The organism is Aquimarina atlantica (genome assembly GCF_000626715.1).
In the GTDB taxonomy this organism is placed as follows: Bacteria; Bacteroidota; Bacteroidia; order Flavobacteriales; family Flavobacteriaceae; genus Aquimarina; species Aquimarina atlantica.
The window spans coordinates 670809-695362 of the sequence record NZ_AQRA01000001.1; the positions used below are offsets into that span (position 1 = coordinate 670809).

Annotated in this window: 24 protein-coding genes; 15 read left to right on the top strand and 9 right to left on the bottom strand. The window is 33.2% G+C overall.

Annotation, left to right across the window (positions count from 1 at the left end):
* The first annotated feature begins 5 nt into the window (after positions 1 to 5).
* Positions 6 to 515, top strand: a complete 510-nt coding sequence (locus tag ATO12_RS02965) for a DinB family protein (RefSeq protein WP_034238462.1) — start codon at positions 6 to 8, stop codon at positions 513 to 515.
* Between the two features lie 11 nt (positions 516 to 526).
* On the top strand, positions 527 to 1159 hold the full coding sequence (locus ATO12_RS02970) for a hypothetical protein (protein ID WP_034238464.1): 633 nt from the start codon (positions 527 to 529) through the stop codon (positions 1157 to 1159).
* A 277-nt stretch (positions 1160 to 1436) separates the two neighbouring features.
* Here the strand turns inward: ATO12_RS02970 and ATO12_RS02975 are convergent, their stop codons facing one another.
* From ATO12_RS02975 to ATO12_RS02985, 3 genes are read right to left on the bottom strand one after another with little or no spacing between them, the layout of a single operon-like run.
* The gene (locus ATO12_RS02975) at positions 1437 to 1781 is read right to left on the bottom strand and encodes a hypothetical protein (protein ID WP_131248759.1); all 345 of its coding nucleotides are present in this window, start codon (positions 1779 to 1781) and stop codon (positions 1437 to 1439) included.
* A gap of 22 nt (positions 1782 to 1803) precedes the next feature.
* Positions 1804 to 2400, bottom strand: coding sequence for a prolyl hydroxylase family protein (locus ATO12_RS24580; protein WP_051575571.1), 597 nt, complete (start codon positions 2398 to 2400; stop codon positions 1804 to 1806).
* The gene (locus ATO12_RS02985) at positions 2381 to 3283 is read right to left on the bottom strand and encodes a GlcNAc-transferase family protein (RefSeq protein WP_131248760.1); all 903 of its coding nucleotides are present in this window, start codon (positions 3281 to 3283) and stop codon (positions 2381 to 2383) included. Before ATO12_RS02985 ends, ATO12_RS24580 begins: the two co-directional genes overlap by 20 nt.
* 223 nt (positions 3284 to 3506) lie before the next feature.
* Here ATO12_RS02985 and ATO12_RS02990 point away from each other — a divergent pair, with 223 nt between their 5' ends.
* The 3 genes from ATO12_RS02990 (at position 3507) to ATO12_RS03000 (ending at position 7830) form a co-directional block, all read left to right on the top strand.
* Complete coding sequence (locus tag ATO12_RS02990) at positions 3507 to 4067, top strand: Crp/Fnr family transcriptional regulator (RefSeq protein ID WP_034238469.1); 561 nt, start codon at positions 3507 to 3509, stop codon at positions 4065 to 4067.
* An 87-nt stretch (positions 4068 to 4154) separates the two neighbouring features.
* Entirely contained in the window at positions 4155 to 5297 is a 1143-nt protein-coding gene (locus tag ATO12_RS02995; RefSeq protein ID WP_034238470.1) for a helix-turn-helix domain-containing protein, read from the top strand.
* A 148-nt stretch (positions 5298 to 5445) separates the two neighbouring features.
* Positions 5446 to 7830: a TonB-dependent receptor domain-containing protein gene (locus tag ATO12_RS03000; protein WP_034238472.1), complete on the top strand. Its 2385-nt coding sequence runs from the start codon at positions 5446 to 5448 to the stop codon at positions 7828 to 7830.
* Here ATO12_RS03000 and ATO12_RS03005 read toward each other — a convergent pair.
* Complete coding sequence (locus ATO12_RS03005; protein ID WP_165583320.1) at positions 7827 to 8279, bottom strand: Lrp/AsnC family transcriptional regulator; 453 nt, start codon at positions 8277 to 8279, stop codon at positions 7827 to 7829. The genes ATO12_RS03000 and ATO12_RS03005 overlap by 4 nt on opposite strands.
* 122 nt (positions 8280 to 8401) lie before the next feature.
* Here ATO12_RS03005 and ATO12_RS03010 point away from each other — a divergent pair, with 122 nt between their 5' ends.
* From ATO12_RS03010 to ATO12_RS03020, 3 genes are all read left to right on the top strand, one after another.
* The gene (locus tag ATO12_RS03010; RefSeq protein WP_034238477.1) at positions 8402 to 9037 is read left to right on the top strand and encodes a LysE family translocator; all 636 of its coding nucleotides are present in this window, start codon (positions 8402 to 8404) and stop codon (positions 9035 to 9037) included.
* Positions 9038 to 9324: 287 nt separating this feature from the next.
* Positions 9325 to 10455 carry a PQQ-dependent sugar dehydrogenase gene (locus ATO12_RS03015; RefSeq protein ID WP_034238480.1) on the top strand — a complete coding sequence of 377 codons (1131 nt, stop codon included), beginning with the start codon at positions 9325 to 9327 and terminating at the stop codon, positions 10453 to 10455.
* Between the two features lie 894 nt (positions 10456 to 11349).
* Positions 11350 to 11601, top strand: coding sequence for a hypothetical protein (locus tag ATO12_RS03020; RefSeq protein WP_034238482.1), 252 nt, complete (start codon positions 11350 to 11352; stop codon positions 11599 to 11601).
* Positions 11602 to 11714: 113 nt separating this feature from the next.
* Here ATO12_RS03020 and ATO12_RS03025 read toward each other — a convergent pair whose 3' ends face one another.
* Genes ATO12_RS03025 through ATO12_RS03035 form a run of 3 tightly spaced genes read right to left on the bottom strand, consistent with a single transcriptional unit; the run spans position 11715 to position 14174 of the window.
* Positions 11715 to 12545: a DMT family transporter gene (locus tag ATO12_RS03025; protein ID WP_240486091.1), complete on the bottom strand. Its 831-nt coding sequence runs from the start codon at positions 12543 to 12545 to the stop codon at positions 11715 to 11717.
* 19 nt (positions 12546 to 12564) lie between these two features.
* Positions 12565 to 13851 carry a type II toxin-antitoxin system HipA family toxin gene (locus ATO12_RS03030; protein ID WP_034238484.1) on the bottom strand — a complete coding sequence of 429 codons (1287 nt, stop codon included), beginning with the start codon at positions 13849 to 13851 and terminating at the stop codon, positions 12565 to 12567.
* On the bottom strand, positions 13845 to 14174 hold the full coding sequence (locus tag ATO12_RS03035) for a helix-turn-helix transcriptional regulator (RefSeq protein WP_034238486.1): 330 nt from the start codon (positions 14172 to 14174) through the stop codon (positions 13845 to 13847). The genes ATO12_RS03030 and ATO12_RS03035 overlap by 7 nt, the downstream gene beginning before the upstream one ends.
* A gap of 346 nt (positions 14175 to 14520) precedes the next feature.
* Between ATO12_RS03035 and ATO12_RS03040 the strand changes: the two genes are divergently transcribed.
* The 3 genes from ATO12_RS03040 to ATO12_RS03050 all read left to right on the top strand — a co-directional run bounded on the left by ATO12_RS03040 (position 14521) and on the right by ATO12_RS03050 (position 17711).
* Positions 14521 to 14844 (top strand): hypothetical protein, encoded by a 324-nt coding sequence (locus ATO12_RS03040; RefSeq protein ID WP_131248761.1) that lies wholly within the window; start codon positions 14521 to 14523, stop codon positions 14842 to 14844.
* A 133-nt stretch (positions 14845 to 14977) separates the two neighbouring features.
* Entirely contained in the window at positions 14978 to 16591 is a 1614-nt protein-coding gene (locus tag ATO12_RS03045) for an FAD-binding protein (protein ID WP_051575573.1), read from the top strand.
* A 154-nt stretch (positions 16592 to 16745) separates the two neighbouring features.
* Positions 16746 to 17711, top strand: coding sequence for a peptidase associated/transthyretin-like domain-containing protein (locus ATO12_RS03050; RefSeq protein ID WP_034238489.1), 966 nt, complete (start codon positions 16746 to 16748; stop codon positions 17709 to 17711).
* Between the two features lie 12 nt (positions 17712 to 17723).
* Here the strand turns inward: ATO12_RS03050 and ATO12_RS03055 are convergent, their stop codons facing one another.
* A complete protein-coding gene (locus tag ATO12_RS03055) occupies positions 17724 to 19460 on the bottom strand; it encodes a SulP family inorganic anion transporter (RefSeq protein WP_034238490.1) in 1737 nt (578 codons plus the stop codon).
* A 223-nt stretch (positions 19461 to 19683) separates the two neighbouring features.
* On the opposite strand from ATO12_RS03055, the gene ATO12_RS03060 reads away from it, so the two are divergent.
* Together ATO12_RS03060 and ATO12_RS03065 are read left to right on the top strand one after the other, a co-directional pair.
* Entirely contained in the window at positions 19684 to 20439 is a 756-nt protein-coding gene (locus ATO12_RS03060; RefSeq protein WP_034238493.1) for a sulfite exporter TauE/SafE family protein, read from the top strand.
* A 204-nt stretch (positions 20440 to 20643) separates the two neighbouring features.
* Positions 20644 to 21447, top strand: coding sequence for an MBL fold metallo-hydrolase (locus ATO12_RS03065; RefSeq protein WP_034238494.1), 804 nt, complete (start codon positions 20644 to 20646; stop codon positions 21445 to 21447).
* Positions 21448 to 21545: 98 nt separating this feature from the next.
* Here ATO12_RS03065 and ATO12_RS03070 read toward each other — a convergent pair whose 3' ends face one another.
* Positions 21546 to 21995 carry a cold-shock protein gene (locus ATO12_RS03070; RefSeq protein ID WP_034238497.1) on the bottom strand — a complete coding sequence of 150 codons (450 nt, stop codon included), beginning with the start codon at positions 21993 to 21995 and terminating at the stop codon, positions 21546 to 21548.
* A gap of 330 nt (positions 21996 to 22325) precedes the next feature.
* Between ATO12_RS03070 and ATO12_RS03075 the strand changes: the two genes are divergently transcribed.
* On the top strand, positions 22326 to 22916 hold the full coding sequence (locus tag ATO12_RS03075) for a pseudouridine synthase (RefSeq protein WP_034238499.1): 591 nt from the start codon (positions 22326 to 22328) through the stop codon (positions 22914 to 22916).
* A gap of 274 nt (positions 22917 to 23190) precedes the next feature.
* Positions 23191 to 24312, top strand: a complete 1122-nt coding sequence (locus ATO12_RS03080; protein ID WP_034238501.1) for a histidine decarboxylase — start codon at positions 23191 to 23193, stop codon at positions 24310 to 24312.
* The last annotated feature ends 242 nt before the right edge of the window (positions 24313 to 24554 follow it).

Consider the following 24554-nt stretch of genomic DNA (forward strand, 5'->3'; position numbering starts at 1 on the left):
CATATATGAAACGAGAAAAATGGTTTGATCGAAAGTTTGATTTTTCTTTTGAAGAAAATATTTTCCCTTTACTACTCAAAAGACTGGAAAAAGCCCCCACTACCCTTGCAAACACTATCGACTCCCTTACAAAAGAACAATTAACCCACAAAAGAAATGGAAAATGGTCGATACAGGAAAATGTAGGACACCTGATCGATTTAGAACCTATTTGGCAAGGAAGGCTTGATGATATTTTAACCGATAAAATAGAATTGAGAGCAGCCGACCTACAAAACCAAAAAACAAATTTTGCACAGCACAATCTTAGAGATCATAACGATTTACTTCGTGAGTTCTCTGATATTCGTTCAATAACTGTAGACCAACTTCATCAACTTACCGAAAAAGAAATCTATAAACATGCATTGCACCCCAGGTTAAAAACACCTATGCGTACTATGGATTTATTTCTTTTTGTGGCAGAGCATGATGATCACCACATCGCTGCTATTGAAGAGTTAAAAGTGAAATAAAACAATGGATCATGAATAGCATTAAGGAAAAACTATGGATACAGATTTTTATCATATATACCCGATATATGATCGGTGGGGCATTTGTTTTTGCCAGTCTTATCAAAATTAAGGGAAAACGATTTACATCTCTAAGCGGAGCATCAGAACCTATTGATACCGCCTGGCATTTTTTTGAAACCATGTATCAATCTGGATTGTATTGGAAATTTATTGGTATTGGTCAACTTATCGCAGGTGGTTTACTCATGACCCAAAGATATGCAAAACTGGGAGCGCTACTTAATCTCCCCATAATCACTAATGTATTTATAATCACATTATCCTATTACTTTGCCTACACGCCTGTGGTTACAGGATTAATGTTATTCGCAAATATACTACTGATTATATGGGATTGGAATGAGCTAAAGGTTATAATCAACCTCCCTCCTATATTTCACAAAAAGAAAAGGTTTGAAAAAGATAAAACCTGGGAAATAACTGGGATCACCTTATTCCTGTTCACTTTTATCTATAGATTACTAGTTGACGGTTATGACCCTTTCTTTTGGGCTGGAGTTTGTTTTTTGGTGGGTATTACTGGATTAATCATTGGTCTAAAAAGAAAACGAATCTATTATCCTAAAGAGAATATCTCGTAAAATAATACATTTCTAAAATGAATGGATTAAACCGGGCCTTTCTGAAGGTTTGTTTACTTATTTTGATGGTTATATTAGGTTTAGAAAAGCCCGGTCGATACTAATAATAAGTTTTTAGCATTGAAATGCACCACCTTGAGTCTATCGAAAGGTCGATACAAAATTCTTAATAGAATTTCACTCAAACTGACGTATTTCAGATGAATCGAACTCAGGTTAATACATAGCAAACCCAAATTCTGCATAAGAAAATCTATTGCACAATCCGGGTTAAAGCTTACTTGAGTCGTTTTTTTATACTACTCATTTTCTTATTCAGTTTTAAAATTTCTTTCATAAGATGCACATTTTCGATCGCTCTATATGAAGATGGCCCTGGTGGTACTGGTGGCGGTCCCGTTGGTGGTAATCCTCCATCAGGTCCATAAAACTGAGGTTTAAATTTAATCAGGATATCAATTAGTAATTGCGGATCTTTTTCAAGATCTATAATAGGTCCATGCTTTTTTATCACATCCCTTATAATTTTTTCCTGATTCTTTACAGAAACAATAAGGTTCTTGTCTCGTATATGCGATAATCTGGAACCTTCGGTTTTTAAGTTTTTGATTTTTTTTGTCATATGCGTTTCAATTTTAGAGTTTTTATCGTATTGCTTTTTGTCTTTCCCAGGTAACCAATGTTGTTTTTTTACCATTAATAATGGGTAATCCTGCATGCAACATATCATAATTACAATTTCCGTCTGGCAGCAAATTATCCCAGACCAATAACCTTCCTTGTTTTGGTTTAACTTTAATATCTAAATTTTTAAAATGTGTCGCACCTCCTTTTTTAGGTGTATTGAGGTATAACAAATAGGTTTTCTTTCGTTCTCCGGCATAATGTTCACCCCAGGCCCCACTATCATAGTGATAATCAAACTTACCGTGTTTGGCATATTTTGTGGCTTGCCATTGCTCTAGCTTATTCGGTTCTACATCAAATAGTGATGTAATATCTTCCTCAATTTTCTTTACCACTCCTATAAGTATATCAGTAAATAATTCCTGATCTGCACTTTTACTAATCCGGGTATTGCTAAGATGGCTCTTATACCTCCTTGGATCTATTACTGCACTACGTTTCCAAAAAGAATATTCGAGTTCTTCTAATATTGTTACACACATCGATGCAGGTACAAAACCATCAATACACACAATTTTATCTTTTTCTAATATTTTAGCTACAGATTGCTTCATTCTCTATACCATTATCATACAACTTAAGGTCAATATATTTTTCATACTCAATCAAATTTCTATCAGGGCCAAGTATCGTATTAGAAGTCATGTTGGTTGTATAGATTACTTTCATTTTATTATAAGACACCTCCTCTTGTTTATACCATAAGGTATGATCATCCCAATGTGGTGTTCTTGTTTTTCTATCGTATAGATGCCACCCTAAAATAATGTGAGGATGAAACAGGTCGTATCCATATGTATATGCTCTAAGGCTGGTTAAGACTTCGTCTCCAAAAAAGTAAATCTCTGGATCAAAGTTAATTTCCTCATTAAAGAAGCCATCGGCAAACAAAAAGTGTAATGAGATAAATTGTGCATTAAGTGGTTTTTTAATTTTTTTCCAATGAGGAATAGGATAGCTCGTTAACTTGGTAAGAAGTCCTTTATCTCGTTCTAGAGGATAAATTTTGAGTGGGTATTTCATTCTTCCATAGGGTTTGTTTTCAGGATCATAAGAAGGAAGATATGCTGTAATAATTGGTTTCTTTACTCCGTTCTTTTTTAAAGCTTTAAACATTTTTATGGTTTCCTCATCCCAGTTTTTTATAAACCTATGATGAGAATCCAGGTATAAAGTATAGGCTTCATTTTTCCATTGTTTCTGAAGCAAATTACGCGCCCAGTTACACCCTTTACTGTCTTTATAGTGAATATCAATAATTTCGACATTACCGTAGTCAAAAACTTCTTTTTTAAGTTGTTCTTTTTTCCCATGTTGCCATGCTATTACAATTCTTAATCTTTCGGCATGCTTGGCTTTTTTATTAAGATCAATTACTGTGTTAGACAGCTCTTTATCACGATAGGCAGGTATTTGTATGTATATCTTTTCGAGCATTATTATTTGCTTTTTAGTTATACGTTGTATCGCTATACTTGTCTGTACAACCAAATTTTTATCAAGATACAATGGCTTCGCCTCTCAAAAAAGGGGGATTTACCTATTAATAGTGAGTGGTTTACCCTTTTCGGAAAACACTTTTTGGTATGTATTATTCTTTAGTATATTGCAAGTGCATCGTTTTTAACTCAAAAAGACTGTCGGTTTAGGCATTTTTCAAATGATTAGGATCAATCAAGAATTATTAGATTTTTTTTCGCAATTATCAGAGTCTTCAGTACATACTATAGTAAAGGAGAAGGTGTTTTCTTCCAAAGAAAAAATTATTATACAAGGAAAATATGTACCTTCTATCTTCATTGTAAAAAGTGGCATAGTAAAATGTTATGTAAACGAAGATAATGGTAGAGATTTTATCCAGGAGTTTTTTAGCACTGGTGAGATCCTGGGAGAATTAGAAGTCTTTAATGATATTATTAGTTTTTGTAATGCAGAAGCAATAACCGAAGTTACTGGATATGAGATTGATGCTAAAGATTTCTATACGCTACTAGAAAATCACCCAAAACTTAATTTACTACTTCTAAAAGCATTAGCCAATAAAGTAAGAGATACTGCGATTAGAGCTTCTCAACAACAATCCTATCCCATAGCATATAATCTTAAAAAATTAATGAAATTTTCTTCTGATGAGGCCATGGCTTTTTCTAAACAAGACATAGCCGACTATTTAGGAATAACCCTACGTAGTCTTAATAGAGCTCTACATGAGATATCTTAATATAGTTAGTATATTTGATGAAATTATGAGAATCCTGTATAGAAAACAATATAGCATCAAAGGTAAACACAAGTATTAAATTATTAAATGGATAACTACGCTATTCTTAGCATCATAAGCCTGATGATTGTTTTTATATCATCACTTTTTGCCATCTTCTTATTAACCGTAAAAACTAAAAACAAAACCAGTAATCGGCTTATTGCTGCTTTTCTCATTCTTGTGGCTATCGATATCAGCTCTTTTTTCTATCATCGATTTATAGATATGCCCTTAACACTAGAAATGATACGTATGGATCTTCCGTTTTTTTCTAGTCCTGTGCTTTATCTTTTTGTCTTATCGGTTATCTATGTTGATTTTAAGCTGAAACCAAAACATCTGTTACATGGTATTCCTTTTGTGATAAATACCTTGATAGTGACTCCCAGGTTTTATTTGGTAAACTCAGAAGCCAAGCTTTCTTTTTTGAATAATTATTTGCTAACTCCAGAATCTATTTCCACTTTGATTATTGGTCATATTCAGGTTGTAGCATATATCATCGCCATTTTTGTCGTCTTAAAAAAATCTAAGAAAGTAATGCTGGAAAACTACTCTAATGCAACCACAGCAAAACATAAATGGTTGTTTCAGTTAAACGTTATTTCTAGCTTTATCTTTATTGTTAGTACTTCTAAAACGATATTTAAGTTTTATAATGATGATTTCCAAACCATAAATATTGCCAGAATTATTGTTGTGTTTCTGGTTTTGTGTTTTATATGTTGGTTAATTTTAAAAGCATTGTATGATCCGGGAATTTTTAGAGGAATTGATTCTAAATTACTCCCGGTAGAAAATATGATCGCCAAGAATGAAAGCGTGATCAATCTCCCAGATGATAAAGGAATTCAGGATCAAATACAGCAATTAAAAGCGCATATGATCGACAAAAAACCGTATCTGAATCCTACACTTACGATACAAAACTTAGCAGATGACCTACAACTACCTGTTAGAGAAGTATCGATTCTGATCAACCATCACCTGGATCAGCATTTTTTTGATTTTGTAAACGAATATCGCATTCAACATGCAATGGATATTTTAAAAGATCTTACTAAAAAACAGCTAACTGTTCTCGAAATTTTATACGAAGTTGGTTTTAATTCTAAATCTTCATTCAATACTTCTTTTAAAAAATACGCTGGCGTTACTCCTACTCAATACAGAAAAAACAACTCATAATCAAGCTCTTGCAAAAAGTCGAACGTTTAGCTGTAAAAAGTCGAACGCATTTTTAGGGATCAAAAGCGTTCGATTATTTTAATCGGTCGCACAGATTGTATTCAAAAATGATATTTGCTTCATAATTAATCTTAAATATAAAATTGTGATGCGATCTATCTTTATTTCTTTATTGTTTTTATGTCCCTTATTATGCTTTTCTCAACTAGAAATCAAAGGAACAGTAATTAGTACAACAGAAACCATAGCTTTTGCTAATGTTATTTTATCAACCCCAGGATCCGACGGGACAGTAATTACGGGAGCAATTACAGATGAAAATGGAAACTTTACGATATCTGCAAAAGAAGGAACCTATACTCTTTCAATACGTTTTATGGGATATACCGAATGGCAGAAAGATATTGCACTGGATAATCATATAGACTTGGGGACTATTACCCTCGAGAGTAGCACTACCAGTCTTGACGAAGTAGTGATTACCAAAACCAAAAAAGTAATCGAGCGTAAACCTGATCGTTTGGTGTTTAATGTAGAAAATAGTATCGCAGCTAGTGGCGGAGATGCTTTAGATGCGCTTAAAATTGCACCAGGGGTTACCATCCAGAATAATACTTTGAGTATGATTGGTAGAGGGGCATCACGGGTAATGGTAGACGGAAGAATATTACAGTTATCCGGAGAAGAACTAATAGACTTTTTAAATGCTATAGCAGCAAGTGATATTAAGAAAATAGAGATCATTACCAACCCACCAGCTAAATATGAAGCTGCCGGGAACGGTGGACTTATTAATATTGTGTACAAAAAAGGAGCACGTAACTCCTGGAAAAATACCACTACCCTGGCCTACAATCAGAATACATACAATTTTACTACACTACGTAACAACTTTTTCTACAACAAAAACAAATTACGATTTTCTGTAACTGCCAATGGTACTAAAGGAAATAATAGAGAAATCGAAGAAGTAGATGTGTATTATCCCAATGGCCCATGGGTGTTGGATATGGATAATAAAGCAAATAAAGACAATATATCAGGTCGTTTATCAATAGATTATGACATTACCGATAATATCGTCATAGGAGCACAATACCTGGGTAATCAAAATACTCCCGATAATACTGTACAATCCACTACTCAAATTTTTAATGCAACCAACCAACTGGATTCTATATTAGATAATACAGGTTTCTTTGATAGAAAAGTAAAGAGCCATTTGTATAACCTGCATATGATTACTACACTAGATACTCTAGACAGAAAGATTTCTTTTGATATTGATTATTTTGATTATGATAATACTCTGAAACAAGACAATGTGGTAAATACGTTCTTACCCAATGGCGAATTGGTTGGGATAAACTATGCAGCTATGAATCTATCGGATCAACGTATTGATAATTTTAGTGCAAAAATAGATGTTGAACACCCTTTTCCTTCTGTTAATGTATCATATGGTGGTAAGCTTAGTTTTATCAAAACCATAAATGGATTACAAAATTTTACGACAGAGACAGGTACTCCGGTTTTTGACCCTATATCTTCTAATCAATTTGAATACACAGAAAATATTCAGGCGTTATATGTAAATGCTTCTAAGAAGATCAACGACAAATGGGAGTTTCAATTGGGGCTACGAGTAGAGAATACATTTACCGAAGGATTTTCGGAAACTTTAAACCAAACCAATACAAACGAATACTTAAAGTTCTTTCCGACAGCATATATATCTTATCAAAAAAATGATAATAACGTATTTTCACTTAATTACGGAAGACGAATTAACCGACCTGGGTTTAGAAATTTAAACCCATTCAGAATCTATGTAAACAGTAATAGTTTTTCTGAAGGAAACCCATTTCTACAACCTTCATTTACAGATAGTTTCGAATTCAATCATACCTACAACAATATACTAACTACCAATGCTTTTCTTAATATTACCTCTGATGGCTTTGGTACTATCTTTACAGCAGATCAGGAAACCGAAGTACAGGCTGTAATACGAGAAAATTATTACAAAAGTTATAATTGGGGAATTGGTGAAACCTTCTCGTTTAGCAAATTACCCTGGTGGAAAAGCCAAAACCAGATATATTTCCTTGGCTATAAAACGGTTATTGATGATGCTATAAATGCTAATGCCGAAGATGGATTTCAGCTTTATCTATCTACAAATAATACTTTTACGTTAAGCAAAACCACCAAATTGCAGCTTAACTTCGTATATAATTCTCCACATAAAGCAAACTTGTTCGACATTAGTGAAACCTATAATCTAAATGTGGCATTAAAACAAAGTATGCTTAAAGATAAACTACAGCTTTCGGTATTGGTAAATGACATTTTAGATACATCGAGTTATAGTAGACTAGCCTCTGTAGTAAATGGTATAGAAACAGTATATGCCCAAAATTATAGTCCTCGATTTGCCAGAATATCACTATCCTATACATTCGGAAATAATAAGATAAAAGGTAAACAAAGAGGTTTTGGAAATGATGAGGAAAGAAACAGAAGTAACTAATGAGAACATCTTCCTATCGCACCATTTTTCATCAACTCATTCAAAATCAATAATGTTGTTGGATCCCCATGTTGCGCTAAACGATTGATGACTTCTTCAAGATGTTTACTGTCCTTTACATGAAACTTCATGATTAAACAGTCTTTACCGGTGACTCTGGTGCATTCTACCATTTCAGGATACGCATCCGCATCCAGGGCATCGGTAAACGACTGAAAATTGATTCTATTTACACTCATCATAATGAATGCTGAAAGAGACCATCCCAGTTTAGCTGGGTTTACCTGTGTCGTATATCCGGTGATTACTTCTGTATCTTCCAAACGTTGTACACGCTCTGCTACAGCAGATGGAGAAAGCCCTACTACTCTACCGATATGAGCAAATGGCAAGCGTGCATTTTCCTGTAATAGCTCTAAAATCTTCCAATCTAAATCGTCTTTCACCATAATCATCGGTTTTTATCCATAATTAACATACTTTCTCCAGAAAAAACAAAGATATACCAATGATTTGTTTTCTTAATCTCCTGTGTTTCATATAATTTTGAATCAAAATTTAATACAGTCCTATGTTTGGCATTCTTAATTTTGGAACCTTTATTTTGGCAGGAATACTGCTTAACCTCACACCTGGAGCAGATACTATGTATATTTTAGGACGTAGCATTTCGCAAGGGAAAAAATCTGGAGTAATATCTGCTTTGGGGATTTCTTCAGGAGCTCTTTTACATTGTTTTTTTGCTGCACTTGGGTTATCTATTTTATTAGCAAAATCTGCTACTGCATTCAGTATTGTTAAATATGCTGGCGCCACTTATCTAATGTATTTGGGAATTAAATCATTATTAACAAAATCAACAGCTATTGCTGAAGGAATTAAAGAAAAAGAAACAACAAAAAACTACATAAAAGTATATACGTCAGGTGTTTTAACCAATCTACTTAATCCTAAAGTTGCTCTCTTTTTTTTGGCATTCTTACCACAGTTTATAGATCCTGAATACACCAAAAGTGCCATTCCTTTCTTAATTCTGGGATTAACTTTTGTGACTACAGGTACAATATGGTGTATGATACTGGCTTTCTTTTCTGCCAAACTGGCTAACAAGATCAGACAAAACAATAAAGTGAAGTTTTGGATGGATAAAACCACAGGAGTTCTCTTTATTTTATTAGGAATTCAACTTGCTTTAAGTAAAAAATAGTACTTCAAATAAGTGTTAAAACCTTATATAACATACTATAAACAATTCTTAAAAAGAATTAAAAAAAACAAAAAAAAGTAGGGTATCGTATAAGTTAATCGTTGTATAATTAAGAAATCGCATGATTAAGAAAAATAAGCGCTTTTGAGAATAAAGAGATATATGCTGTTTTCTCATAAGAGTATGTGAACAATTGAAAGATAAATTTACAATTAGTAACAATCACATATATCATCAATAATCAATGCTTTACACACAATCTTAATTATTAACATTAAAGAACTATTATGAAGCGAATATCAAAAATAACAGGTATTGTACTAATTTCATCTTTGTTATGGTTTTGCTCTGGAGATGATGATACTACAAATCCTGGTACCGGTGAACCTGTAGAAGCAACAAAAACATTGGTAGAAACCTTAAGCGTTCCCTGGGAGTTAATTTGGGGTCCTGATAATTTCTTATGGGTCACTGAGCGAAACGGAAAAATTAGCAGGATAAATCCAGATAGCGGAGAACAACAACTGGTATATACGATTCCCAATGTATCCCAAGTTGGAGAAAGTGGATTGTTAGGTATGGTACTTCATCCTAATTTTGATACCAATCCATATGTATATGTTGTATACACCTATAACGGGGGAAGTGGCTTATTGGAACGATTGGTTCAGTTTACATATGCTAATAATACCTTGTCTAATGAAACTGTACTTATCGATCAAATCCCTGCCAACTCTAATCACGATGGCTCTCGTTTATTGATCACACCAGATATGCATCTATTTATGACCACTGGTGATGCTGGTAACACTAATCTTTCCCAGGATATGAACTCCCTGGGAGGTAAAACGCTAAGATTAAACTTAGATGGTAGTATTCCTGCCGATAATCCTTTTACAAACAGTTATATCTATAGCTTAGGGCATAGAAATGCGCAAGGACTGGTATTGCACCCCAATGGTAAATTGTATAGTTCTGAGCACGGACCCAGTTCTGATGATGAAATAAATATCATACAATCTGGCAAAAATTATGGATGGCCTGCTGTAAAAGGTAAAATAGATACGCCCAACGAACAGACTTTTGCGGCGAATACAGAGGTTATAGAATCTATTTTTGAATGGACGCCAACTATTGCTCCTTCCGACCTGGTCTATTATACCAGTAATCGAATTCCTGAATGGACCAATAAATTATTGATGACCGTTTTAAAAGACCAAAGAATAATTGCGCTTACTCTAAACGGTGACGGAACTGCGATTACTAATGAGGAAGTTTTCCTTAATGGCCAGTTTGGCCGTCTAAGAGATATCGCTATTTCTCCACAAGGGCGTGTTTTTATAGCTACCAACGGGAATTCATATGGAGATACCAGTAATACACATCGTATTATCGAGATTAATAAAATTGAAAAGTAACTCTCTAAAAGTGTAATATTAAATCCTATTTATTTATAAGTGTTATGTAATTACACTTCTTATGAAATTTATAAACAAGTATTAGTTTTTGCATATAGAATTAAATGCATTTTGTATGGCAATAATACGCTATAATTGGTTTTGTTTTCTCGGAATTAAACACAGATTTTGCATCTATTTGACGTTTTGTGTTTTCTCCATTATGGCTACCCCATAAAAAGTGTAGAATAAACCTAGAAAGGAACTCCCGAAATAAGTATAACGCAACAAATACAATCGCATATGCGCACATTCAAACAACTGGTTAAGAATTAATTAACATTGCTTTGTTATTAATTGATTAAATGTTAAATTTTTTATGAATAAACATGAGAAAATTTATAAAACTAAGATATCTTTGAACCAGTAAAAAGTAAAGTTGAAACTTCATAATTAGTATAAGTTGAGTTTGTGTTAAATACCGATTATGTTTCAATTTAGGCCCTCTATAGGAGTAGTTAACCTAGAGGGCCGCTTTCTATTAAAAACTTCTTTATTAGTTAGTTACAACTAAAATAAACAAAAATTCACAAGGACATATTTTTTTTGTAAGATTTATTGTATTTCGTCACAAGTTTTTTCTTACAAGAGGTAAAAAAACAGAACTAAATATTAACCTGTGATAGGTATTTTATCTAAAACTTGTATTTGTTAAAGAAATCATAATATTTTAATAGTTAATACTAGCTTTATAACTATTTAAAGTTTCTATATCCTATAGCCAAATATATTCTTAAACAAGGGTTATTCTACATGTGCATTTTATTGTTTTTCAATATATTATACATTTTTCACTTGCACATGTTACGGTTTTTCCGTAATTTTATCACGCCTCATTATAAAATTAATCAGCTTATGCGCAAAATTACCCTTGAAGAAGAGTTTAATGCTCGAGAATTAGATATCAAATACAAAGACCTCTGGAATCGAGGTATCCACCTATTTACTATAAATGACCAGAATCGTGATTTTTACTATTCTATTTACTATGTAGATTTATTATTTGTTGAAGTGATTTACAATAAAATTACTGGTGATATCATTACTATCAAAAGTTTTACAGATAAGAGAAAACTTATGTTTTATCTCAGAGAAGACTTTTCTTAATTAAAGTTTTTTAAACACTTACAAATACAGTAATCTGGTTTGTACATTAGAAAATCTATTGGATTTTCGGGCTTTCTAGCCCTGTACCGAGAAGTTTTAATGTACAAACTAGGTTAGCGTTGTCGATACCAAATGTTAAGGATTAGTCCAGTAATCACTAATAAGGTACCTATAATACTTAGGGCTGGATATATATCGGTAAACCAAAAAGTACCTGCAATCATTGTAAAAATAACTTCGACGTATTTTAAGGATACCACTTTATTTGTTGCTTGAGATTGAAATGCTTTGGTCATAAATAATTGCCCGAAATATCCAAAAACTCCTAAACTTAGTAGTAGTGGCCATTCTATACCTTTTGGTGTGGTCCAGTTGAAAATAGAAAGAATACCTCCTACGGTAACAGAAATCCACATAAAATAATTAACGATCACAACAGGATGATCTCTATGGCCAATTTTATTTATGAGTACATATACAACGCCACTAAATACTGCCGACCCCAATACTAACAATAGTCCAAAAGAATTAATATTAGGATCAAAACCTTTGATCATTAAAACCCCGCTAAACGCCATTAAAAAGAACAACCATTGTATTGGTTTTACTTGTTCTCTAAGAAAAAGTATAGCAAAAATAGTAGCAAAGATTGGTGACAAATACCGTAATGATACTGCAGAACCAATAGGAAGGTAATTGACCGACATAAAGAATAATCCCATCGAGGTTACTCCTGCCAACCCTCTGTAAATCAACAATCTTTTTTGGTTACCAAATATTGGGATCTTATGCCACAACAAATAACTCATCGTAAAAAACAGTGAGCCAAATGCTCTAAAAAACACAAGTTGTGCCCCTCCAAAATGTGCTAAATACTTAACAAATAGGTTCATCGCTGTAAACGATACAGCACTAAGAAGCATAAAGTATATAGCTTTCTTCATTTTGGCTCATTAAAAAAAATCAAAGATATAGTCTAAATGGTTTTGCTAATGTATCACCTTGTGATTTTGGAATTCCTGTTTTCTGTACATAGTAATCCCAGTTAGAAACAACATCAATAATTTGCTGTATGGCCTCCTTATGACTTTTATAACTAATCTTCTCTCCTACTGCAATTAAATCCTGTAATGTAAAATCATCTCGTTTACCATTGATCGACATTTGATGCATACTGGTCCAAATCCCTGATGGATTGTATGAATAGGTTACATCATATGCAGGAGATAGTCTCCAAACTCCACGTTTATCCATCAAAAAAGAAATATTCTTGGTATGATCATCCTGGTTACGGGCAATGACATTAAATACCATTCTTTTATATAATTGTACAGCATCACTATGTGGTAATCGTAGTTGTCGCATTACTTCAAATGCATTTTCATAAGAGTGTGCTCCCGGAGATTTATAATCAAAATGTGCTATCGAACACAACGTTTGCATGTGTATTTTTTCATTATTACCATGGCGATCAAAGCGTTTAGTCATAAAGTGGGCTCTATCATGCTCTTCAAAAAGTAAAGATTTTTCCATATCAATACCGCAATCCAATGCCATTAAGTAATATGCATATTCGATTCTACCATATCCTTGTGGATCACCAAGAGCAGTATCGTTTACTCCATCGAACTTAAAAATATAATGTTCAAATCCGTGTGGAGCTATGGCCTGTCCCGACCGTATCTCATTTGTTGTCGAGTTATAAGCAATTATAGCCTTTGCTCGTTGCCCTCCTGCCGAAGTTCCAACTTTAATCAATTCATTAAGATGTTCTGTTTCAGAAAGATTAAGTTCTAGTTTTTCTCGTGTATTCAATACCTTTTCTGCCAGTTGTGCCAGTTTATCTACTTCTAATGTAGTAGTCTGAGCTTGTCCTATATGTTTTGCAGGTTGAAACTCTAATGCCCCCATACCACGAGTACCAATATAACATAAGCGATCTAGTGGGGTAAATTTGGATTTTGGGATATTGTTAAGAGCAAGCCATTGATCAATTAATCGATTCCCGAAATCATCGGGCAATACATCAGATAACATTCCTGGTAATCCTCTATACGTGTCCTGGTTTAGATTAGGGAAGCTATATATTTTTTTTGCAGAAGACCGTATTGGCATATGTATTGGTGATACATCCTGATTCTTATTTAGAAATGAAGGAAAAAACTCAAAAGAAGCAAAGTTTTTTTGGCTATCCCAACTCAATGCTCCTAATTCTTCTCCCCAAAGGGTAATTTTAATAACATCTACCATAATGGATCTTCTTTTTGATTTTTAGAGCTACGTGATGCACGCTCACGTTCCTTTCCTTTTAGTTTTAATAATTCTATAGGGCTTATGCCCGGATCGGGAAATAAAGAGCTTAATGCGTTTAAATCTCCAAATGCGCGGAGTATCTGTATAAAAGTTAATAGCGTAGTTGTCTTTCCGGATTCAAAATTCTTAATCGTTTGCACATGCACTCCTGCCCTTTTAGAAAGCTCATCCTGGGTAATATTAAGATTAAGACGCCGTTGTTTTACCCTTTGGGTAAGTTCTACCAGTATTTGTTCGTCTGAAAGGTTATTTACATTCATCACATAGAAATTAAATTAAGATATACAAAAATATACGTTAAAATTATAAAATATAAGTTATGTATAGTATATTATACTTTAAAATACAATTTTATAATAAATATAATAAAGTATATTACAATATACACAAAATTAACAAAAATAACACAAAGTACACCTTAATATACTTTAAATACTAAAATCAAATTTAAAACATCATCATCATTTATAACAACTAAGTTTTTGATATTTACCTTCATAAAAACAGGTAAATCCCCCTTTTATATCGTTTAAAATAGTGTTATTTTTAACCTACTTAGCGATCCCCTTCTAATCATATCGTCTGATTGTCTTAAAATCTAAGACAATGAAACATTCTATCCGATTACAAAGTATAAGCGTAGTACTGGCAATAACTATTTGTTGTACAAGTTGCATGTCTACACGAGTTGTAAGTCTTCATGATAGTGATGCTGTAGTTAAAAACACTAAAACCACCTGGAGCTTTGCCTGGGGGCTAGTTTCTCCTAAGGATATCGATGCCAGGTGTGAATCCAAACATTTAAGCTCAGCAACTAACACTACCAATTTTGGATATATTTTATTATCCACAATCACATTAGGCATTGTTGTACCACAAACTATAACATGGGAATGCGCTCCACCAGATCCCCCAATAGAAGAATTATAGAGTAAACACATCGTCTTTACTTGATCTATATCAATAGAAACAGAAATCATATCTGGTTTGGATATTGGCTTGCTAACAGTACTGTCAAAAAAAAATAAAGAGCAGTTATAATAAAATATTAAAAAACATAATCATGGCGTTACCAAAAGGCATTGAAACATTACCTATAAGGAAATGGGAAAACAGGCATCAAAATTTTACACAAAAGCTAACACAAAACGCTTCTTTTAAAGTACGTAATGATGATTCGTTAAGTAAAGGAGCAGATAAATACATTGCCACAACCAAAAACTTACAATGGCTGATAGGGCATGCAATTGATAACAATATTCGATTGCGCGCTATGGGTAGCGGTTGGTCTTTTTCTAAGGTAGCAGTCTCTGAAGGTGGCATCTTAGACACCAAATCATTACGTCTAAGTTTTTCGGTTAGTAAATCTAATGTAAGCAATGATTACCTAAACAAAGGAGGGATAGCCGATGATTTATTTTTTGTACAATGTGGTGTTTCTATATTACAACTCAATTCAAAATTAGAAAAAGAGAAACGTCCTAATCGTTCTATCAAAGCCTCGGGAGCTAGTAATGGACAAACAGTAGCAGGTGCATTATCCACAGGTACACATGGCGCTGCTTTTAATGTAGGAGCAATACAGGATTTTGTAACAGGAATACATCTCATCGTTGGTCGCAATCGTCATGTATGGTTAGAACGAAATTCTAACCCTGTAGTATCTGATCGCTTTATTGATTGGCTAGGCGCAGATTTAATAAGAGATGACACTATGTTTAACGCCGCCTTGGTTAGTTTTGGAAGTTTTGGGATTATACACGGTATTATGATCGAAACAGAACCTAAATTTCTACTTGAAGAACATCGTATAGACAAAATTGCATACAACAGTGAGCTTAAAAATACCATGAAAACATTAGATTTTTCAGGAATTAATACTATACTCCCCTTTCCTCAGCACTCTCCTGATCGAGAGTTATATCATTTTGAAATATTAATAAACCCATATGACTTTGAACCCGACAACAATAATAAAGGTGTATTTTTAAAAGTTTCCTACAAACGAAAATACAGGGATAATTATACCCGTAGAACTCCAGACGATAAAGGATTGACTTATGGTGATGATCTATTGGGGTTAATACAAACAGTTATGGATAGTTTGGGTGGTTTATCAATTTTATTGGTACCAAAATTGGTCAATATATTATTTCCTTTGGCCTACAAAGAAATCCCCCCTATGGAAGGGACTATAGGAGAAACATTTAGCAATACTAAATTTAGAGGTAAAGTAGCTAGTGCAGCTTTAGGAATAGATATCAAAGACAGTGTGCGAGTTGTCGAAGAAATTATGATGATCATTGAAGATGGCGATCCTTTTCCTGGCGGAATATCATTACGATACGTAAAAGGAACTGAAGCATTATTAGGGTTTACAAAATTTCCTGAAACCTGTGTGTTAGAATTAGACGGTGTAGATGCAGATATAACTCGTAAGTTCTATGAAAAAGTATGGAATCGATTAGAAGCTATTAATATACCATATACCTTACATTGGGGAAAAATAAACTTCAATCTTAATTTTCAACGCATCCAGAGCATGTATGGCACAGCAACAGTACAGCACTGGCTTGATACCCGTAACGACTTACTAGAAACAGAAGCAATGAATGTATTTACCAATGGTTTTATCGAAAGATGTGGGCTAAATAAAACTACTGGAGTGATTGTTTAAATAAAACACACAAGAGTCTAAAAAACAACAATATACAGTTATTTTTTAATTATCATTTAAAATAATATCAATTATTATTTAAGCTCTTTGGCATGATAATCGTTCTAGTATAAATATATTTCATAACTTTATTTTTTTTAATCCCCATTACTCAATGAAAAAGCTGTCCTTCCTACTACTGCTTTTTTTAGCACAAATCGTCTATTCGCAGACCTACACCGTACTAGATTCGGTACAAAATACACCTATACCATATGCTACAATTTCTTTTAGAAATGGAAGTGGAACATTTGCCGATGCCGATGGTAATTTTCGATTCTCAAAAAAATGGTATTCTGATGTAGACTCCTTGTATATATCATCTATAGGATACAAAGAATTAGCGCTACCCACTTCTGCTTTACCTCAAAAAATACGTTTAGTCCAGGATATTGCAGAACTTAAAGAGGTATATATTGTTGCAGAAAAGAAAAGAAAGTACAAAACCAAGAAATTAGCTTCAGAAGTACATAATGATTATTTTAAAAGCTGGCTCCCAACTGTAGAATCCGAAATTGCGGTTTTTTTCCCTAAAAACCCTGAGAAATCTACCAAAATAGCTTCAGTATACCTACCCATTAAAACCGAATCTTCAAACCGAAATACCAACAAAAAAGAATCATTTTCTACTTTATTCAAAATGCAGTTTTATGGTAATAACAATGGATATCCAGGAAAAAGATTGCCTTATGAAGATATTATATTTAAAGTTACCAGCAAGGATAAATCTAACTTTGAACTGAACGTTTCAGAATATAAAGTCTTCATTCCCAAAGAAGGTATTTTCATTTCTATACAAGTGTTAGGTTATACAGATAAGGACGGAAAACTACAACAAACAAAAAAATATAGCGAGATTGAAACTCGAAAAGGCATCGTTAAGGTATCTACTACATTCAGACCATTACTTCCGTTTACAGACAGAATCAGTAGTTACAAAACATTTACCAGAAGAGTATTTTTTAAAAATAGAACCTGGCAGCGTTTTGACAGAGGGTATAGTAAAAACAATAATCTAATTAAAAACAACAATACGAATTATGGTATGGGATTAAAACTACATTTATACGAAGAAGATTAGAGGGTCGAGATATCAATCCAAAAAAGATTTTCTTTTCGTATTAAACTGTACCGCTTCTTCTTGTATTTCTTTATGTTTAGCAGTTTGGTTTTCTGCATGATCTACGGCATCAGAAATTGTTAAATAATAATAGGTTGCACCTAATCTGTCTGTAAAACCAGATCGTTTTAAAAAATCTCGAACAGGACCTATGGTTCCCACCATTAATAATTGAACTCCGATACCATCAAGATATTGCTGTATATCATCTAATACATGCAAACCAGTACTATCTATATCATGCATATTTGTATTGTCAAGTATTAGAAATTCTGGTAACGGTTTTCGATTAGAAACATAGGCCAGAATAGTATCTTTAAAATAACTTGAATTACCAAAATACAATTGATTATCAAACCTGATAATTAAATACACCTCGGATTGTATTGCATCTGGAAACCGATTGATATTTCTGTAATATTTAGTCCCTGGTATATTTACTAATTCAGCAATATGAGGGCGAGCACTGTAATACTGCAGAAACACAAACGACAATATCACTCCGATAAAGATTCCGTTCTCCACCCCAAAAATCAATGTTCCCAAAAAAGTAATGATCATCACAATAAAATCCCGTCTTCTAAGTCGAAATAAGTATTTTGCTTCACTAAAATTAATCAATCCAAATACAGACACCAATATAATTGCCGCCAGAACTGCTTTAGGGATATAATAAAAAAATGAAGTGAGAAAAAGCAAAGAAAACATTACCATTAGTGCGGCTATAATAGACGACACAGTGGTCTTCCCTCCTGCTTCATCATTAATTGCAGTTCTGCTATAACTTCCCGAAGAAGGTACTGCCTGAAAAAAAGCACCAATAACCTTAGCTATTCCTAGTGCAAATAATTCTTGATTTGGGCGTATGATATGATCTCTCTTTTTCATTTCTATAGATTTGGCAATCCCAATACTGCCAACATATCCAATAAAAGTCACCGTTAATACCGACGGGATAAGTGCAACCATCGTATCATAATCCATATTCGGAATACTAAAAGAAGGGAGCCCACTAGGTACATCTTTAATAATTGCTAGCCCTTTTGCATTTAAATCAAAAATATAGGCAATAGACGTTGTAATTACCAGTACGGTAAGTGCTCCTGGAAAAGAGCGTTTCCATTTTTTAAGTACATTAATAGTTACAATAGAACATAAACAAATCCCAAGTGTAATCCAATTTACTTCGGCAAAGTGACTAATCGCATACCAAATGGTCTGATGTGTGTATTTAAAATCCGGAATAGTAATCCCCAGCCCTTGATCTAATTGAGAAACAATGATAATTATCGCCGCTGCAGAGATAAATCCAGAAATTACAGGTTGAGAGATTAGATTGACCAAAAACCCCATACGTAAGACACTCATAACGATCTGCAATACCCCAATCAAGAATCCCATAAACAAAACCAATTCTACAAACTTTTCTGTAAACGGATCTGCAAGTTGACTTACCCCACTCATTACCAAAATTGCAGTAACAGCAACTGGCCCTATACTTAATTGTCTAGATGTTCCAAAAAAAGCATAAAGCAATAAAGGAATCAGGCAGGCATACAATCCATAAATTGGAGGCACCCCCATAAGTAATGCATAAGCAATCGCTTGTGGTATAAGAATAACTCCTACAGTAATACCTGCAATACAATCTGCTTTAAAGAAAGAGTTAGTATACTTTTTATCTTTAAAAATCTGAAAAAACGGGACTATTTTATATAACTTTTTAACGCTACTAAAGGTTTTTGGTTTATTAGGTAAATCTACAACAGTTTCAGAAGTTATACCAAAAGAATTTAGAATTCATCTGTTTAAAATTGAATTCGTCTTATTTTGATAGAAATAACTAATTTTAATCAGACTTATTATAGAGATTTACCTATTTTTGAAACTAATATCGTATACTCTTTTCTCTTAGCACTTTTCACAAAACTCTATGAACGAAACACTACTTCTTTTCATTTTAGCGATTATTGGATTTATAGCAGGAGTAATTAATACTATAGCTGGCGGCGGTTCTTTACTTACTTTACCTATGCTAATTTTTATGGGGCTCCCTCCTGCGGTTGCTAACGGCACAAACCGTATAGGAATTTTCATTCAATCTATATCCTCTATTGCAGGTTTTAGAAGTAAAGGAATTAAACCTGGTTCTTTTGGGATCTACTTGGGAATATCAGCTCTAATTGGATCGTTAATAGGTGCACAGATCGCAATTGATATTAAGGGGGAAACATTTAATAAGATCCTTGCAATTGTAATGGTTATCGTAGTTCTTTTTATGATTTTTAAGCCCAAAGTAAACCTTCAGAATGTAGCAGAAAGAACACAAAGTCTGCATCTTTGGATTTCTATTCTTGCCTTTTTCTTTATTGGGGTCTATGGTGGGTTTATCCAGGCAGGCGTAGGAATATTTATCTTATTAGCATTAACCTCTATAAATTATCTAAACCTTGTTACATCTAATGCGGTTAAAGTATTAGTTGTTTTTATTTATACTATTGGAGCACTAGCCATCTTTATATATAACAATCAAATCGATTACCTCTATGGCCTTGTTCTTGCTACAGGAAATGCTATAGGGGGATGGATTGCAAGTAGATGGTCTGTAAAAAAAGGAGATGGATTGGTTAAAGTGTTTTTAATCATCATGGTTATTGCTATGGCTATTAAATTATGGATAGACAGTTAATGCAAACAAGTAAAAAGAGATCTAAGAAATAAGAAATTTTTATTACACCTACCTTTCCTCTACTTTTATACTCTTTTACAATACATTATACAAAAAACGAGGTATAACAATTACTCTATCTGCTCTTGATAATTCAGCTTACCCCATATATCTCGTTCAATATTCTTATCTTTTAGAACTAATAAACACAAAAATCACCATCTCATGAAACTTTCCCCCGTATTCATCACCTTGGTATGTCTTATTTTTTTAAACTGTAAATCACAAAAAAATGAAGACACCGAAGAAAGCAACGAAACTATTACCGAAACCCCGCAAGAAGTACCCAAAAAGCCTATTAGTGATATCACTATCGACCCAATAATTCATGCTACAGCTATTGTAGAGTGGAAAGAAAAAACTATTTATATAGATCCAGCAGGAGGAGCCAAAGCTTTTAAAGACAAGAAACTTGCAGACCTTGTGCTTATCACAGATATACATGGCGACCATATGGATATTGAAACTTTGGATAGCCTGGATTTATCAAAAGCCGAAATTATAGCACCTCAGGCAGTGGCCGAAAAACTTCCTGCAAAATACACAGATCACTTGATTATTCTTAATAACGGAGAAACAAAAGAGGTACAAGGCATATCTATTGAAGCCATCCCAATGTACAACCTAAGAGAAGAAGCCTTAAAATTTCATAACAAAGGAAGAGGCAATGGTTATGTAATCACTTTAGGAAAGAAACGGCTTTATTTTTCGGGAGACACAGAAGATATTCCAGAAATGAGAGCATTACAATATATAGATATGGCGTTTGTAACCATGAATCTGCCTTATACTATGACCGTAGAAAGTGCAGCGAGTGCTGTTCTCGAATTTAAACCTAAGCAAGTATACCCATATCATTATCGAGGAACCAAAGGACTAAGCGATGTGGCAAAGTTTAAAGAATTGGTATCAAAAAATCCAGATATAGAGGTAATTCAATTAGATTGGTATCCAAATAGTAATCAATAGTACTGTTCTAATAAACAATCTAATACTAAAAAAGGTCTGCATGTATTGCAGACCTTTTTTAGTATGATTACATAAATCATTACATGATTTTATAGTAATTATATCTTTTTTACTCTAACCGCATTCATTCCTTTCTGACCACGCTCAAGTTCAAAAGTTACTTTGTCATTTTCTTTTACCTCTTGCATCAAACCATTTACATGTACAAAATATCGCTCCTGCGTTTCAGTATCATTAATAAAACCATACCCCTTAGAATCATTAAAAAACGCAACTCTTCCTTTTCTTATTGGGTCAAATTCCTCTTTTTCTCTTTTAGGAACCCCAATCTCAATATGCTCTGCTTTGATTTTTTTCTTTTTGGTTGGATCCGGTGGTACATCAGTAGTATATCCATTTTCATCAACATAAGCAATCATGCTATCTAACCCATTACCTTTATTAGAATTAGCTCTACGTTCCTGCTTCTTTTTCTGCTTTTCTTCTCTCTTCTTTAATTTCTTTTTCTCTTTTTCAATTTTACTAAAAGTCTGCTGTGATTTTGCCATTCGTTCTTTATACTATGTTTTTTATTAAACCGATTTTTAACCATAAATATGGTGGTTGTCATTGAAATACTAAACGAATGATTGGAAAATAGCAATTTCTAAGATTGATTTACCGAATAATTTACCCAGTTGTTGCAATAACACATACATCTGATATATAAACATCGATATATTTAGATTTAATACAAAGATATGTTTTTCATTCTTAATTTTAGAAAAGTATGTATCTGATTCGTGGTTCTATATGAAATTTTGGCTCTGATAAAACTAAATTCGTAAATTCGAAAATTCATTTTTTACCTCTAAAATACCAATCCCTATATTTTTTTAATGAAAAATAATACCGATAAACAAAGTCATCAACATTTTGCTATTTACAAACCTTATGGTTATCTAAGCCAGTTTATTAATAACGGACAAAAACAAAATTCTAAAAAGCTATTGGGTGAATTATATGATTTTCCTGAAGGGACAATGGCTATTGGTCGGCTGGACGAAAAATCAGAAGGACTATTACTACTCACTACAGACGGAAAAACCAGCAACCACATCTGTAGTGGTCGGGTAGAAAAAGAATACTATGCTCAGGTAAATGGTGATATTACTATAGATGCAATTGAATTATTAAGAAAAGGAGTCGAAATTGGTTTTGAAGGAAAAAAATACATCACTACACCTTGTAAAGCTTTCAAAATAAATAATATCCCTACATTTCCTGAAAGGCCTAAAAAAATACGCGATGACAGGCATGGTCCTACAAGTTGGGTATCTATCACATTACAAGAAGGAAAATTTCGCCAAGTACGAAAAATGACATCAGCCGTTGGTTTTCCAACGCTACGATTAGTACGAATAAGAGTTGGTGACATTTATTTAAATGAAATGAAAGCCGGAGAAGTGAGAGAACTATACACTTTATAATTATACACTATAAATACATTTTGCGACTACTTTTTTAGTTGTTTTGGATCAGATATTCTGTTTTCTTCCCTCTCAACACAACACTACGCCCTCTTATAATTAGTAAAAGTAAAATATACATGAGAATGATATTCTAAAAAATAGGTTCAAAATACATCTACATAGAATTAGAATCTTATAATTAACAACTAAATAGATTAATATTCTAATTTAATAATCATTTTCAGAATATTCATCTATGATATGTAATTTTGAATAAATTATTAAGCCTATTATGAAATTACATACTACAGAACAACAGCAGCTTGAAGAATTATATCACAGCATCAAAAGTACAACGCAGAATTTTTTGGGGTACCCGGTTTCAAAAGATTTCGATTATTCAGAATTAATGCCATTTCTCCAGTTTCCATTAAACAACTTAGGTGATCCGTTTAGTGAATCTACATATCGTGTAGATTCTAGAGCTATGGAGCGAGAAGTTGTAAATTTCTTTGCTGGATTATTCAGAGCTCATGAAAATGATATTTGGGGATATGTAACCAATGGTGGTTCTGAAGGAAACTTATATAGCTTGTATGTTGCACGAGAATTATATCCAAAAGGAATGGTCTATTTTTCTGAAGCTACACATTATAGTATTCAAAAAAATGTAACCTTACTTAATATTAATTATGTGATTGTAAAATCGCTTCCTAATGGTGAGATGGATTATAATGATTTAAAAGAAGCTATTGGCTACAACAGACATAGACCTGCAATAGTAGTTGCAAATATTGGGACTACAATGACAGAGGCCAAAGACAATACCAAAAAAATTAAAGGAATTCTGGAAGACATGGCCATAGAGAAACATTACATACATGCAGATGCTGCTTTAGCTGGTGGTTTTGCGCCGTTTGTTACTCCAAGACCTCAATTTGATTTTGAAGACGGTATCGATAGCATCTCAATCAGTGGGCATAAGTTTATAGGATCTCCTATGCCTTCGGGAGTAGTTATTGTAAAAAAGGACAACAGAGACCGAATTGCAAGAAGAATAGCATATATAGGTAGTTCTGATGCTACTATAACTGGGTCAAGAAATGGGCACACCCCATTATTTTTATGGTATGCTATAAAAAAATTAGGAGTCGAAGGGTTCAAAAAAAGAACAGAGCATAGTTTGGGTGTAGCTTCTTATACAGAAAACAAACTCAAAAACCTTGGAATTGAAGCCTGGAGAAACCCCAATGCTATAACTATCGTTTTTCCTGCTCCCAGCACAGAAATTATAGACAAATGGCAATTGGCAACAGAAAACGGACAATCCCATATCATTTGTATGCCCAATGTATCTTACGAACAGATTGATAATTTTATAGCAGATATAGAGGTAGAAATGTGCACGATCTAATCTAATAATAAAATCATAAGATCATAACCTAACATAATGGAGTATAACAAATTGTAATGATTATTTCATAAGAAAGCATTCAATTTTATAGTACTTTCGTCAGTGAATTTGTGTAAAAAGTATGCTGTTGTTTCTTATATAAAATACCCCATTCACTATTTAATATAATACGACAATACTTTCTTATAATGTAATTAACTTATCATTACAAAGTACCACCGCCTTATGCGGTGGTATTCTGT

What these genes read in the sequence shown, in the direction of transcription:
- ATO12_RS02965 (WP_034238462.1), top strand. Translation starts at nt 6, where the DNA reads ATGAAACGAGAAAAATGGTTTGATCGAAAGTTTGATTTTTCTTTTGAA.
- ATO12_RS02970 (WP_034238464.1), top strand. Translation starts at nt 527, where the DNA reads ATGAATAGCATTAAGGAAAAACTATGGATACAGATTTTTATCATATAT.
- ATO12_RS02975 (WP_131248759.1), bottom strand. Translation starts at nt 1,781, where the DNA reads ATGACAAAAAAAATCAAAAACTTAAAAACCGAAGGTTCCAGATTATCG.
- ATO12_RS24580 (WP_051575571.1), bottom strand. Translation starts at nt 2,400, where the DNA reads ATGAAGCAATCTGTAGCTAAAATATTAGAAAAAGATAAAATTGTGTGT.
- ATO12_RS02985 (WP_131248760.1), bottom strand. Translation starts at nt 3,283, where the DNA reads ATGCTCGAAAAGATATACATACAAATACCTGCCTATCGTGATAAAGAG.
- ATO12_RS02990 (WP_034238469.1), top strand. Translation starts at nt 3,507, where the DNA reads ATGATTAGGATCAATCAAGAATTATTAGATTTTTTTTCGCAATTATCA.
- ATO12_RS02995 (WP_034238470.1), top strand. Translation starts at nt 4,155, where the DNA reads ATGGATAACTACGCTATTCTTAGCATCATAAGCCTGATGATTGTTTTT.
- ATO12_RS03000 (WP_034238472.1), top strand. Translation starts at nt 5,446, where the DNA reads ATGCGATCTATCTTTATTTCTTTATTGTTTTTATGTCCCTTATTATGC.
- ATO12_RS03005 (WP_165583320.1), bottom strand. Translation starts at nt 8,279, where the DNA reads ATGGTGAAAGACGATTTAGATTGGAAGATTTTAGAGCTATTACAGGAA.
- ATO12_RS03010 (WP_034238477.1), top strand. Translation starts at nt 8,402, where the DNA reads ATGTTTGGCATTCTTAATTTTGGAACCTTTATTTTGGCAGGAATACTG.
- ATO12_RS03015 (WP_034238480.1), top strand. Translation starts at nt 9,325, where the DNA reads ATGAAGCGAATATCAAAAATAACAGGTATTGTACTAATTTCATCTTTG.
- ATO12_RS03020 (WP_034238482.1), top strand. Translation starts at nt 11,350, where the DNA reads ATGCGCAAAATTACCCTTGAAGAAGAGTTTAATGCTCGAGAATTAGAT.
- ATO12_RS03025 (WP_240486091.1), bottom strand. Translation starts at nt 12,545, where the DNA reads ATGAAGAAAGCTATATACTTTATGCTTCTTAGTGCTGTATCGTTTACA.
- ATO12_RS03030 (WP_034238484.1), bottom strand. Translation starts at nt 13,851, where the DNA reads ATGGTAGATGTTATTAAAATTACCCTTTGGGGAGAAGAATTAGGAGCA.
- ATO12_RS03035 (WP_034238486.1), bottom strand. Translation starts at nt 14,174, where the DNA reads ATGAATGTAAATAACCTTTCAGACGAACAAATACTGGTAGAACTTACC.
- ATO12_RS03040 (WP_131248761.1), top strand. Translation starts at nt 14,521, where the DNA reads ATGAAACATTCTATCCGATTACAAAGTATAAGCGTAGTACTGGCAATA.
- ATO12_RS03045 (WP_051575573.1), top strand. Translation starts at nt 14,978, where the DNA reads ATGGCGTTACCAAAAGGCATTGAAACATTACCTATAAGGAAATGGGAA.
- ATO12_RS03050 (WP_034238489.1), top strand. Translation starts at nt 16,746, where the DNA reads ATGAAAAAGCTGTCCTTCCTACTACTGCTTTTTTTAGCACAAATCGTC.
- ATO12_RS03060 (WP_034238493.1), top strand. Translation starts at nt 19,684, where the DNA reads ATGAACGAAACACTACTTCTTTTCATTTTAGCGATTATTGGATTTATA.
- ATO12_RS03065 (WP_034238494.1), top strand. Translation starts at nt 20,644, where the DNA reads ATGAAACTTTCCCCCGTATTCATCACCTTGGTATGTCTTATTTTTTTA.
- ATO12_RS03070 (WP_034238497.1), bottom strand. Translation starts at nt 21,995, where the DNA reads ATGGCAAAATCACAGCAGACTTTTAGTAAAATTGAAAAAGAGAAAAAG.
- ATO12_RS03075 (WP_034238499.1), top strand. Translation starts at nt 22,326, where the DNA reads ATGAAAAATAATACCGATAAACAAAGTCATCAACATTTTGCTATTTAC.
- ATO12_RS03080 (WP_034238501.1), top strand. Translation starts at nt 23,191, where the DNA reads ATGAAATTACATACTACAGAACAACAGCAGCTTGAAGAATTATATCAC.